7 protein-coding genes are annotated in these 12,871 nt (G+C 73.8%); 5 read left to right on the top strand and 2 right to left on the bottom strand.

What is annotated here, in order from left to right; translation table 11 throughout:
- Positions 1 to 7: 7 nt before the first annotated feature.
- The 4 genes from LG396_RS14645 (at position 8) to LG396_RS39285 (ending at position 7,918) form a co-directional block, all read left to right on the top strand.
- Positions 8 to 1,447 (top strand): polysialyltransferase family glycosyltransferase, encoded by a 1,440-nt coding sequence (locus tag LG396_RS14645; protein ID WP_225795102.1) that lies wholly within the window; start codon positions 8 to 10, stop codon positions 1,445 to 1,447.
- 248 nt (positions 1,448 to 1,695) lie between these two features.
- Positions 1,696 to 2,250 (top strand): hypothetical protein, encoded by a 555-nt coding sequence (locus LG396_RS14640; RefSeq protein ID WP_225795101.1) that lies wholly within the window; start codon positions 1,696 to 1,698, stop codon positions 2,248 to 2,250.
- Entirely contained in the window at positions 2,241 to 4,454 is a 2,214-nt protein-coding gene (locus LG396_RS14635; protein WP_225795100.1) for a S1 family peptidase, read from the top strand. The genes LG396_RS14640 and LG396_RS14635 overlap by 10 nt, the downstream gene beginning before the upstream one ends.
- 137 nt (positions 4,455 to 4,591) lie before the next feature.
- A complete protein-coding gene (locus LG396_RS39285; protein ID WP_263979146.1) occupies positions 4,592 to 7,918 on the top strand; it encodes an ALF repeat-containing protein in 3,327 nt (1,108 codons plus the stop codon).
- Between the two features lie 66 nt (positions 7,919 to 7,984).
- Here the strand turns inward: LG396_RS39285 and LG396_RS14620 are convergent, their stop codons facing one another.
- Positions 7,985 to 8,989 carry a helix-turn-helix transcriptional regulator gene (locus LG396_RS14620; protein ID WP_225795099.1) on the bottom strand — a complete coding sequence of 335 codons (1,005 nt, stop codon included), beginning with the start codon at positions 8,987 to 8,989 and terminating at the stop codon, positions 7,985 to 7,987.
- A 62-nt stretch (positions 8,990 to 9,051) separates the two neighbouring features.
- Between LG396_RS14620 and LG396_RS14615 the strand changes: the two genes are divergently transcribed.
- Positions 9,052 to 10,557 carry an MFS transporter gene (locus tag LG396_RS14615; protein ID WP_225795098.1) on the top strand — a complete coding sequence of 502 codons (1,506 nt, stop codon included), beginning with the start codon at positions 9,052 to 9,054 and terminating at the stop codon, positions 10,555 to 10,557.
- 78 nt (positions 10,558 to 10,635) lie between these two features.
- Here LG396_RS14615 and LG396_RS14610 read toward each other — a convergent pair whose 3' ends face one another.
- Entirely contained in the window at positions 10,636 to 12,861 is a 2,226-nt protein-coding gene (locus tag LG396_RS14610) for an MMPL family transporter (RefSeq protein ID WP_225795097.1), read from the bottom strand.
- Between the last annotated feature and the right edge of the window lie 10 nt (positions 12,862 to 12,871).

Below are 12,871 nucleotides of genomic sequence, written 5' to 3'. Positions count from 1 at the left end.
CCGCCCGATGACCGCCCCGTCCGGCACTCCCCCGTCCGGCACCCCCGCGTCCGCGCACTCCGCCCCGTACCCGCCGCCGCAGGTCCGCTACGCGCCCGGGCGGCACACCCAGGTCTTCGTGGCCTCCACCCTCTACGGCACCGCGACCCTCGCCGCCGCCCTCGACGCCGGCCTGTTCCCCGCCGCGGACCGCCGCATCCTGCTGATCGCCAACAACGCCGCGAACCCCGAGACCACCCCCGCCGTCGACGCCATGGCCGGCTTCGCGCAGCTGCGTTCCCGCTTCGACGACGTACGCGACTGGAACCACGCCATCCGCCCGCTGCACCCCGCCGCGTGGGAGCCGCGCGCCGAGGACGTACCGCTGTGGGAGCGGCACCTGCGGCTGCTGTGGGACCTGGGCGCCGACCGGCTCACGCTCGTCGTGGAGTCGGTCCAGGTCAGCCCCGCGCGGGCGCTCGTCCAGCTCTTCCCGGACGCGGCCCTGCACGTCTACGCCGACGGCCTGATGAGCTACGGCCCCACCCGCAACAAGCTCTCCTCCTTTGTCGGCACGCGCGTCGAACGCCTGCTGCACCCCGACCTGCTGCCGGGCGTACGGCCCATGCTGCTCACGGAGTTCGGGGTGCCGCCGGAGATCGTGCCGGCGGAGGAGCTGAAGAAGGTGCTGGCCGAGCTGTCGGCTGCCGCCGGCCCGGACCTGCCCGACGGGGGTTCCTCGCCCGCACTCCTCCTGGGCCAGTACCTCGCGGCGCTGCAGATCCTCACGGCCCAGGAGGAAGAGGAGCTGCACGTACGGATGCTGCGCGGCGCGGCCGGACTGGGCCACCGCGACGTGGTGTTCAAGCCGCACCCGATGGCGTCCGCGCGGGTCTCGCGGCTGCTGGAGGACGAGGCGGAGCGCCTCGGCGTCACGCTGACGGTGCTCGACTCCCCGGTGCTGGCGGAGGTGCTGTACGAGCGGCTGCGCCCGGCGCTGGTGGCGGGCGCGTTCTCCACGGCGCTGATGACGGCGTCGGCGCTGTACGGGCTGCCGGTGGCGACCGTCGGCACCGGCACGCTGCTGGAGCGGCTGACCCCGTACGAGAACAGCAACCGCGTCCCCGTCACGATCGCCGACGCGCTGCTGCCGTCGCTGGACGACCCGGATGCGGTGCGCCGTTGGCGGGCGCCGACCGCGGCGGAGGCGCAGGAGAAGCTGGGCGGGCTGCTGACGGCGGTGGGCTTCACGATGCAGCCGCGGATCCACGCGCGGCGGCGGCCGGAGGTCGAGCGGTGGCTGGCGGCGGAGCTGGACGCGGACACGTGGCGGTACTTCAAGCGGCGCCGGCTGACGGTGGAGGGGCTGCCGGGCGGGGTGCCGAAGCGGCTGGCGTTCGTACCGCGGAGTCCGGCGGTGCGGCGGGTGGCACGGCGGGCGCGGGCACTGCGGCGCCGACTGCGGTAGCGGAGGGTGCCTGCCCGGATCACCGGGCCGGATCCGCTGCCAGAAGACCTCCCAGAAATCGTCAAGGTTCCTGTGCAACCGTTGGAAGGCAAGCAGGGGCGACGAGTTCGCGGTGCTCGACGAGGCTGAGCCTGCCGCACACGCGCCCGCCGCGACCTCCGGGTCGACGGCTTTCCATGCCCGCGCTCGTCGAAGGTGCGGCTCAGGCTTACCTCCGTCCAACGATGTGACAGGAAACGGGGCTTCTGTTGAGATTGCGTGCACCATTACTCGTCACCGCTGCCGCGGCGCTGGCCGTCGTCGCCGGTGCCCTGCATGTCGCCCAGGCCGACGACCCTCCGCCCACGGGCGCACCACTGCAGGAGGAACCCGCCTACGCGGTCGAGGACTTCGCATACCCGCAGGCTGCACGGATCCAGGAGGAGCGCGGGTTCCAGCTCAAGCGGGGAGACGGCCATATCGTTCTTACCGAGTGCGGCGAGGAGGGGCTGCTGAGGGTGGAGGGCAGAGTGAAGGAGGGTGGCCTCCAGGAAAGCCCCGTATGTTTCCGCGTCACCGGCAGCCAGGGGTATCTGAGCATGGAGATCCCCTCGGTGTACAGAATCGTGGGAAACGACTACTACACCACGGCGCGTATGACGGCGGGGGACGGCGAAGTCGTCTGCCAGATCGGCAGGAACACCGGTGTCGGGGTTGGCGAGGGGCAGGGGCCGGGCCAGCCCGAGGAGACGCTTCTGGAACTCGTCACCAGCAACGAGCCCCCTGAGGACGCTGGCGATCCGGAGGAGGGGCCATGCCAGTGAGCCCGCTCCGTACCGCTGCCGTCCTGGTCGCGCTCGGCACCACGGCGCACCTGCTGACCACCGCCGCCCCGGCGCCCGCCCTTGCCGGCCCCGCCGAAACCGACAGCAGCTACGAGTTCGCCGTACGGCTGGACCTCGGTGCCGGCCAACGGGCCTGCTCGGGGGCGCTGGTGGACGCCGAGTGGGTGCTCACCGCGGCCAGTTGCTTCGCCGACGACCCCTCGGCCGACCCGACGGCTCCCGCCGGCAGGCCGCCGCTGGACACCACCGCCACCGTCGGCCGCACCGACCTCACCACCGCCGCCGGCCAGGTGCGCGACGTCGTCGAACTGGTCCCGCACCACGACCGTGACCTGCTCCTCGCCCGTCTCGTCCGCCCTGTGGACGCCGTCGTCCCGGTCGCCCTCGGGGATGCCGTACCCGCAGTCGGGGAGCAGCTGATCGGCGCCGGCTACGGCCGTACCGCCGACGAGTGGGCGCCGCTCACCCTGCACACCGGCACCTTCACCGTGGACGCCGTGGGCACCGGCGAGATGAACGTCGTCGGGCAGGACGGTGCCGCGGTCTGCCGGGGCGACGCCGGCGGACCGGTGCTACGCGAGTCCGCCGGGCAGCTGGAGCTTGTCGGGGTGCACAGCCGCACCTGGGAGGCAGGCTGCTTCGGCACGGACGTGGGGGACGGTGAGACCGATCCCGTCGCAGGCGCGCTGGACACTCGGGTGGACGACGTACCCGAGTGGGTCACCACGACCGTCGGCACCCCCCGCCCCAGCGACTTCGACTGCGACGGCGCCGAGGACGTCGCCGCCACCGACCCCCGGGCCACCGTCGGCGGTGACCCGGGCGCCGGCCTCCTGCGTGTCGTCTACGGCGGCGACCGCGCGCCTGCCGTGCTCCAACAGGACCTCAGCCAGGTCCCCGGCTCGGCCCAGCCGGAGGACGGCTTCGGCGAGGAGCTGGCGGTCCTCGACCACAACGAGGACGGCTGCACCGACCTGGTCGTCGGCACTCCGCTGGACGACACCGGCGCCGCCGACGCGGGCAGCGTGACCATCCTGTACGGCTCGCCCGACGGCCTCGGCGAGGGCGAGGAGGCGCTCTATCTCCACCAGGGCAACGGCCCCGGCGTCGTCGGCTCCGCCACTGCCGACCCCGACGACCAGATGGGGCAGGCGATCGCCGCCGGGCACACCGACACCGGCGTGCCGTACCTGCTGATCGGCGTTCCCAACGAGGATGTCAACGGTGCCACCAACGCCGGACAGGTCTTCTACCTGCGCGGCTCCAGCACCCGCCGGCTGCACCAGGACCAGCCCGGGGTGACCGGCTCCGCGGAGAACGGAGACCGCTTCGGCGCCTCCGTCGCCGGCTCGCCGCACCACCTCGCGGTCGGCGCCCCCTTCGAGGGGGTGCAGGACGCCTCTGCCGCCGGCATGGTCTGGCTCTTCGACCACACCATGAACGAGGACAACATCCCCGCCCCGCTGGACAGCCTCAACGAGAACACCGACGGCGGCGGCGCGGCGGCCGAGAGCGGCGACCGCTACGGCGCCTCCCTCGCCATGGCCGCCTACCGCTCCGCCGGCGAGGACGGCACCTGGGAATCGGTCCTCGCCGTCGGCGTGCCCCGCGAGGATCTCACCGTCGACGGCACAGCCGCGGTCGACGCCGGCCGCGTCGCGGCCTTCCGGGTGAACGCCGCCGGGGCCGCCGGTCCGCTCGCCAACATCCACCAGCAGGGCGCCGGCGTCGACGACACCGCGGAGTCCGACGACCTGTTCGGCACCGACGTATCCGTGGTGAACACCGCGCTGCGGACGGTGAGCAGCGACACCACCGTGCTGCTCGCGGTCGGCGCCCCCGGAGAGAGCACCGGCGGCGCCACCGGCGCGGGCGCGGTGCAGACCTTCGGCCTGCCCACCGCCTCCGGGGACGCCGCGTTCTGGATCGAGGCGGGGAACGGCTCCGGGCTGCCCGGCTCCCCCAGCGCGGGCGCGGGGGTGGGCCGCCACCTGCATGCCACCGGCACCCGCCTGTATGTCGGCATACCCGACGGCCCCGCCCCCCACGGCGCCCTGTACGCGCTGCCGTGGGGCAACGCCACCGGCGGCCACGCCGGCGAGACCGGGGCGGTCACCACGTACGAACCCGGCCTGAACGGCCTCCCCGCCTCCGGGGTGGCGTTCGGCTGGGCTGCCCGCTGACGGCCCTCCGCCGGCACGCGCACATCCGACGCCAACGGGAGAACACGGGAGAACAGCGCCACCCGCGAGCCCGCCGGGCCTTCCGCCCCGGGCTCGCGGGCCCATCCCGCATGACCACACCCCCAGGGGGATCCCTCATGAACACCGCGTTCTGGAGCCGACGCCGCCTCCTCGGCGTCTTCACCGCCACCGCGGCCACCGTCCTCATGCCGTCGGTGCCGGCCGCATACGCCCGCACCGCCGCGGACGAGGAACCGTCCGACGACTTCGAACTGCCCGACACCGCACGCGGCATGGCCGTCGAGGCATGGCTGATCGGCGGCACCTCGGTCAGGGCCGCCGCTGCCGCCGCGCTGGCCGGGACCGACACCGACATCCAGACCTTCCTCACCGACCAGCTCCCCGCGGCGACCGTCGAGGACCAGCGCGTCGCTGTCGTCCAGCAGCTCGCCGTCGCCGGCGCCGGGGTGCGTCGTGAGGCGTCCGCCGTGCTTGACACCGGCGGCGAGGCCATCAGCGCATTCATCACCGAAGGGTTCCGCCCCGCCCTGGCCGAGGACCTCCGGGTGGCCACCACCATCGTCTCCAGCACCGGCGGCCCCGCCGTCACCCGCGCGGCGGACACCGCCCTGGGCGACGGCACCCCGGAGGTGCTGGAGGAGTTCCTCACCAACGGCCAGTACGACGCCCGCGCGGAAGACATGCGGGTGGAGACCGTCACCATGCTCAACGGTGCCGGCCCCCAGGTGCGGGAGTACGCCAACCGCGCCCTCGACGGTGGCCCCGCCGACCTGCAGTGGTTCCTCGACACCGGTCAGCACATCGCCCGCGCCCGGGACCAGGAGGCGACCACCATCGAGGAGCTCGTCGCCGTCGTCGAACGCGAGGGCAGACGGGCAGCGGCCGAGACCGACCGCGCCGAGGTGGCCTCCGAACGCGCCCAGACCGCCGCGGAGAAGGCCAAGCAGGCGGCGCAGCAGGCCGCCGAAGAGGCCCGCGCTGCGCAGGACGACGTCCGGCGCGCCGCGGCAGCCGCTCGCAGGGGCGCCACCGCGGCCAAGGGGGCGGCGAACGCCGCCCGTAACGCGATCGTCGCCTCCCAGACCGCCGTTGCCGCCTCCCGCCGTGCCTCCCAGGCCGCCAACGCCGCCTCCCAGGCCGCCGCCAAGGCCGGTAGCGCCGCCGCCGGTGCGTACAGTGCCGCCATCGCCGCCTCCAAGGACGCCTCCCAGGCAGCGGCGGCCCGCAACGCCGCCGTCGCCGCCCGCAACGCCGCGGCGAAGGCCCGCAGCGCGGCGACCGCCGCCGGGCACGCGGCCACCGCCTCGGAGTCGGCCGCCCGCTCCGGCGCCGCGGCTGCCTCCGCCGCCCTGAACGCCGCCGCGGCTGCCGGTTCCGCCGCCGAGGCCGCTGAGGCAGCCGGCGTGGCCGAGGCCGAGGCCGCCGAGGCCCGCCGTGAGGCACGGATCGCGAACGCGGCAGCGGCACGCGCCACCAGCTCGGCCGAACGGGCGCAGCAGCTGGCGACCAAGGCCGCCAGTGCCGCGAACACCGCCCGTATCGCCGCCAATTCCGCCGCCGAACACGCCGAGAACGCCGCCGACGCCGCCGAGGAGGCCGCCGAACACGCTGGCGAGGCGCTCGACTTCGCGAACAAGGCCACCGAGCACGCGAACAGTGCGATCGAAGCCGCCAACACCGCCACCGAGGCCGTCAACAAGGCGGTCTCCGTGGCTGAGGAGGCCCGTGCGGCCGAGCTCGCCGCCCTGGACGAGGACCGGGCAAGGGCGCTTGACGAGGCCCGGGTGCTGGCCGAGATCGAGGCGGAGGACCTGGCCGCGCGTGAGAGCAAGCGGACCCAGGAGGAACAGACCGCCCAGGAGACCATGGACCTGATCGCCGCGGCCGAGCAGGCCCTCACCGACGGCGACTTGGGCCGGGCCGCCACCGTGGGCCGCCGCGCCGCTACCGGCCTGTTGGCCGGCCACGGCAGCTGGAGCCGGGAGGCCGCCGCGTTCGCCCTCGCCGGCACCGACGCCGACGTCCATGCCTGGCTCGACACCGACCGTCTGCTCGCCCAGGACGAGGACGACCACGAGACCGCCCTCTACATCGCCGAGGCAGCCTCGTCCCCGGTGGCCCGGGCGGCGCAGGCGGCGCTGGAGAGCGAGGCCCCCGAGACCGTACGGACCTTCCTCATCAGCGGCCAGGTCGAGGCCGCGGCCGAGGACAACCGCGTCCAGATCACCCAACTCCTCTCCGCCGACCCGGGCCCCGCGGTGCGTGCCGCCGCCGAGGCCGCGCTGGACGACGGCAGTGCGCAGGCACTGCAGGACTTCCTCGTCGACGGGTACCCCGCGGCCGTCCGCGAGGACGACTCCGTGATCGCCACCCAGTTGCTCTCCAGCGACGGCCCCTATACCCGGGCCTACGCCGAGGCGGCGCTGACGGGCCCGACGTGGATGCGCCGCAACTTCGTCCACCGCGTCCAGTACCTGGCCGCACAGGTCGACCACGACTACTTCACCCACGCCGCGGCCATGCTGGGCACTATCGACGCGGCCCGGGAGATCGCCGAGCGCGCGCAGGAGGACGCCTGCCGGGCCTCGAAGGTCGCAGCCGAGGCCCGCGAGGCGGCCGAGGAGGCGGACAAGTGGGCGGAACGGGCCAGCGCCTCCGCTCAGCGTGCCGAGCAGTACGCCGAGCAGGCCGGGCAGCACGCCGACGCGGCCGACGCCTCCGCCGCGGCGGCCAGGCTCTCCGCGGCACAGGCCGCCGCCGCGGCGACCACCGCCCGCCGCTCCGCCCGGGCAGCCAACTACTCGGCCAACGTCGCCCTCGGCGCCGCCCACCGCGCCGGGGTGTCCGCGTACGAGGCCCAGGGCTCGGCCGCCGCCGCCTGGCGGTCCGCGGTCGCGGCGGGCCTGTCGGCCAAGGAAGCGGCCGAGGCGGCCAGCCAGGCCCGTGTCATCGTCGCCCAGCAACGCCGGGCCGAGGCGGCCGAGGCCGCCCGCGAGGCGGCCGAACGAGCCGAACGCAACGAGGAGAACAACACCAACCCCAGCGACACCGAGGAACACGACCAGGTCAACTGGGAGGACTTCCAGATACGCCGGGAGCCGACCAGCTTTGCCGGCTTCTTCGGCGACCTGAGCACGGCCAGCGGTTACGCGGCAGCTATCGCCGCCGTCACCGCCCCGCCGGCCGCCCCGTGGTTGGGGGGCTTCTCCCTTGCCACAGGTGGTCTCTCCGCCGGTCTCTATGCCGTGGAGTGCGGCTTCAGCTGCGAGGAATTCCAGGTGGCAGCCGGGAGCTTCGCGATCAGCGGATTGCTGGGGTTGCAGGGCACTGTAGTCAAGTCGTTCGTCGGCGACGAGATGGCGGCGTCCATGCTCTTCCGGCTCACCGACGCCGGCCTGAACCTGGTGTCCCCCCTCACCAGCACGCTCGGCAGCCTCTTCTGACGCGCCGGCCACCCGCTGCCCGCCGGCGAGGGCCCCACGGCCTGAGCCCCGCCACTCCCCTGCCCCCTACCCCGCTCCGCCCCTCTCCCGTGCCCCTTCCACCTCGGTCTCCTCCGTCCCTGCCGCCCGCGACGCGCGGCCCGCGAGGTCCCGCAGGTAGTCCGCCAGCTCCCGCGGCTCGTGCACCTCGAACTCGCAGCCCAGCGCCGTCAGTCGGAGCGCCAGCCAGTCCAGCGCGTCGGCCTCCGTCACGAACTCGCAGCGCTCATCGTCCAGCCGTGTCAGCCCCTCGGTCCCGGCGAGGCGGCGCGCCAGCAGTTTGTACGGGGCGTGCAGCGTCGCGCGGGCGCGGTAGCGGGGCCGGTCCCCGCCCATGCGGGCCTCGACGAACGCCGCCGCGTCCGTGGCCGGCAGCTCGCGGCGCGGCGGGCGGACGCCGGTGGCGAAGGGGCGGGTGATGCGGTCGACGCGGAACATCCGCCAGTCGTCGCGGTCGTTGTCGTACGCGACGAAGTACCACCGCCGCCCCGCCGAGACCAGCCCGGCCGGCTCCACGAGGCGCTTGGTCTCGGTGCCGTCGGCCGCGCGGTAGCCGAAGCGCAGCCGCTCGCCGCCGGCGGCGCCGGCGGCGAGCACCGTCAGCACCTCGGCGTCGACCTGCGGGCCCTGCCAGCGGGTCAGCGGGGTGGTGGCGGTGCCGAGCGACGTGACGCGGCGGCGCAGCCGCGACGGCAGCACCTGCTCCAGCTTCGCCAGCGCCCGTACGGACGCCTCCGCGAGGCCCGCGACCGTATGGCCCGCGGAGCTGCGCAGGCCGACGGCGATCGCGACGGCCTCGTCGTCCTCCAGGAGCAGCGGGGGCATCGCCTTGCCGGCGACGAGCCGGTAGCCGCCGAAGGTGCCGCGGGTGGACTCGACCGGGTAGCCGAGATCGCGCAGCCGCTCGACGTCGCGGCGGATGGTGCGGTCGGTGACGCCGAGGCGGTCGGCCAGCTCGCTGCCGGGCCATTCGCGGGGCGTCTGGAGGAGGGAGAGCAGGTGCAGAAGCCGCTTGGGAGTGTCCGTCGTCATGTTTTCCAGACTGCCTTCGCTTTAGGACACGACCTGTCCTATACGAATCCTAGATTACCGCTATGACCTTCCAGAACGCCTCTGTGGCAGGACCGGATCGCCGCCGGTGGATCGCGCTCGCCGTGGTACTGACGGCCTCTTTCATGGACCTCGTCGACGCCACGATCGTCAACATCGCCATCCCCAGCATCCAGGAGGACACCGGCGCCTCCTTCGGCGCGATCCAGTGGATCACCGCGGGCTACGCGCTCGCCTTCGCCATCGGCCTCATCACGGGCGGCAGGCTCGGCGACATCTACGGCCGCAGGCGGGTCTTCCTGCTCGGCATGGGCGGCTTCACCGTCGCCTCGCTGCTGTGCGGCGTCGCCGCCGACCCGGCGATGCTCGTGGGCTCGCGGGTGCTCCAGGGCTCGATGGCGGCGCTGATGGTGCCGCAGGTGCTCAGCATCATCCACGTCACGTTCCCCGCGGAGGAACGCGGCAAGGTCTTCGGCATGTTCGGCGCGGTCGCCGGCCTCGGCGCGGTGTCCGGGCCGATGATCGGCGCGCTGCTCACCGAGTGGGACCTGTTCGGGCTGGCCTGGCGGCCGATCTTCCTCATCAACCTGCCCGTCGGCATCGCCGGCCTGATCCTGGGCCGCCGCTTCATCACCGAGTCGACGGCACCCGACGCGATGCGCCTGGACCTGCGCGGGGTGCTGCTGGCCACCGCCGGGCTGCTGATGCTGCTGTACCCGATCACCATGGGCCACGAGAACGACTGGCCGGCGTGGGGCTTCGTCTCGATGGCCGCGAGCCTGCCGGTGTTCGCCGCCTTCGTCGCGTACCAGAAGCGCAAGCAGCGCGCCGACGGCGCGCCGCTGGTCGAGCTGTCGCTGTTCCGGGTGAAGAGCTTCGCCGCGGGCATCGGGGTGCAGCTCGCCTTCAGCACCGGGCTGGGGATCTTCTTCCTGGTGTGGACGCTGTACATGCAGCTCGGCCTCGGCTGGAGCGCACTGCACGCGGGCCTGACGGGGCTGCCGTTCTCGCTCGCCTGCTCGGTGGCGGCGGGGGTCTCCGTCCAGCAACTGACGCCGCGGTTCGGGCGGAAGGTGCTGCACGGCGGCGCGGTGCTGATGGCCGCGGGGGCCCTCCTGTACCTGACGGCGGCCGACCGCTACGGCACGGAGATCTCCACCTGGCAGATGGTGCTGCCGCTGGCCCTCCTCGGCGGCGGCATGGGCCTGGTCTTCGCCCCCCTGACGAACGCGGTCCTGTCCGGCGTCCCCCGCCGGCACGCGGGCTCGGCGTCGGGCCTGATCAACACGACGAACCAGCTGGGGATGGCGCTGGGTCTGGGCCTGGTGTCGGTGGTGTTCTTCGGCGCGATGGACGAGCCGGCGGCACCGCGGGAGGCGGGCCCGGCGTTCGCGGGGGCGTTCGAGAACGCGATGTGGTGGGTGATGGCGATCCTGGGCGTGGTGTACGCCCTGTTGTTCTTCCTCCCGAAGACCACCGCGCCGGAGGCGCAGGAGCCGGCGGACCGGCCGGCGGAGCCGGAGCAGCAGAAGGAACTGGCAGCGGTCTGACGACGGCCGCCGCAGCGGAGCGGGGTGCAGCCGACCAGGGCTGCACCCCGCTCCGTTGCGTAGAAGGGGCTCCCGGACCTACGCGGCGCCGCCACCGGTCCTCGCCGGCTCCTCCGGGTTCGGGGTGGCTTTCCGGGTGGGCGGGGGGTCGTGGGGTTCCACTGCCAGGTGGGGGAGGCGGCGGTCCAGCCAGGTGGGGAGCCACCAGTTGGCCGGGCCTATCAGGTGCATCAGGGCCGGGACCAGCATCGTGCGGATCACGAAGGCGTCGAGCGCCACCGCGCCCGCCAGGCCGATGCCCGCCATCACCCCCTCCAGGTCGCCGCTCAGGACGAACGCGCTGAAGACGCAGATCATGATGAGCGCCGCCGCGTTGATGACGCGGCTGGACTCCGCCAGGCCCACCCGGATCGCGCGGGCGTTGTCGCGGTGGTGGACCCACTCCTCGTGCATGCGGCTGACCAGGAACACCTGGTAGTCCATCGACAGGCCGAAGAGCATCGCCAGCATGATGACCGGCAGGAACGCCGTGATCGGGACCTCCCGGCCGAGGCCGAGGAGGTCGCTGCCCCAGCCCCACTGGAAGATGGCGACCAGGGCGCCGAACGCCGCCGCCGCGGCCAGGAGGTTCATCACCGCCGCCGTCAGCGGCACCACCACCGAGCGGAACGCGACCAGCAGCAGGACGAAGCCCAGCGCCACGATGATGCCGACGAACAGCGGCAGTTTGCCGGTGATGACCGAGGCGAAGTCCTTGTTGATCGCCGTGACACCGCCGACGTGGACGTCGAGCGACGTGCCCTCCTGCGCCGCCGGGATGACGTCGTCCCGCAGCCGGTCGATGAGCCGGTCCGTCGCCTCGTCCTGGGGTGCGCTGTCCGGGACGACCTGCACCACCGCGACCCTGCCGTCCGGTGCGGGGGCGGGGGTGCCGACCTCCGCCACGCCCTCGGTCCGTGCCACCTCGCCGACGAGCCGGGTGAGGTCCCCGGTGTCCGACCGCGCCGGGGTCTCCGCCACCAACTGGAGCGGGCCGTTGAAGCCCGGGCCGAAGCCCTCGGCGAGGAGGTCGTACGCCTTGCGCGTGGTCCTGGACTCCTGGTGGTTGCCCTGGTCGGTGGTGCCCAGGCGGAGCGAGAGCAGCGGCAGCGAGACGATCGCGACGAGGGCGACGGCGATGCCCGCCAGCAGGCGGGGCCTGCGCTGGACCAGCAGCGACCACCGAGCGGCCCGGCCCGGGGTCCTCTCGTGCTCGGGCTCCGGGCCGTCCGCCGCCAGCCTGCGGCGCTGGCGGCGGCTCAGTACCCGGGTCTGCAGGATCCCCAGCAGCGCCGGCAGCAGCGTCACCGCCGCCGCCACGCCCAGCAGCACCGTCAGCGACGCCGCGATCGCCACCCCGTTCAGGAAGCCGATGCCCAGCGCGATCATGCCGAGGAGCGCCACGCACACCGTCCCGCCGGCGAACAGCACCGCGCGCCCGGCGGTGTCGAGGGCCCGTACCGCGGAGTCCTCCGCCGCCATGCCGCGGCGCAGCCCCGTGCGGTGCCGGGTGACGATGAACAGCGCGTAGTCGATGGAGACGCCGAGGCCGATGAGGCTGCCGAGGAGGGTGGTCGCCTCGGCGAAGTCCGTCGTGTGGCTGAGCAGCGTGACGGTCATCAGGCCCGTACCGATGCCGAAGACCGCGCAGACGATCGGCAGCAGCATCGCGAACAGCGAGCCGAACGCGATCGACAGGATGACCGCCGCCGCCACGATGCCCGTCACCTCCGCGAGCCCGCCGGGCGCTCCCTGCACCGCCTGGATCGCCTCGCCGCCCAGCTCGACCTGGAGCCCGTCGACGTCGCCGGCCGCGGCCCGCGCGGTGTCGACGACCTCCTCGACGTTCTCCTTCTCCAGGTTCATGGCCTGCTCGGTGAACGTCACCTGCGCGTACGCGATCCGGCCGTCCCCGCTGATCTGCGCGTCGCCCTCCGGCGCGTACGGGCCGGTGACCCTGCCGACCTGCGGTACGTCGGCGATGCCGGCCAGCGCCTCGGTCATCCGCTCGCGGATCAGCGGGTCCCGTACCGAGGCGCCCTCCGGTGCCCGCCAGACGACGCTGTCGGTGTCGCCGGAGGTCTGCGGGAAGGACTCGCGCAGCAGGTCGACCGCCTCGGCGGACTCGGTGCCGGGCAGTTCGAAGTCGTTGGCCCAGCGGCTGCCCGCCGCCTGTGCGGCGACGGCGGTGCCGGCGAGGGCGCACACCCACAGCAGCAGGACGGCGAAGCGGTGGCGGAAGCAGAATCGGGCCAGTGCGGCCACTGCGGGGCTC

It is taken from the genome of Streptomyces aculeolatus (genome assembly GCF_020400605.1).
Classification (GTDB): domain Bacteria; phylum Actinomycetota; class Actinomycetes; order Streptomycetales; family Streptomycetaceae; genus Streptomyces; species Streptomyces aculeolatus.
Note: the sequence above shows the minus strand (reverse complement) of the source record. Positions and strands in the feature narration are given on the sequence as shown.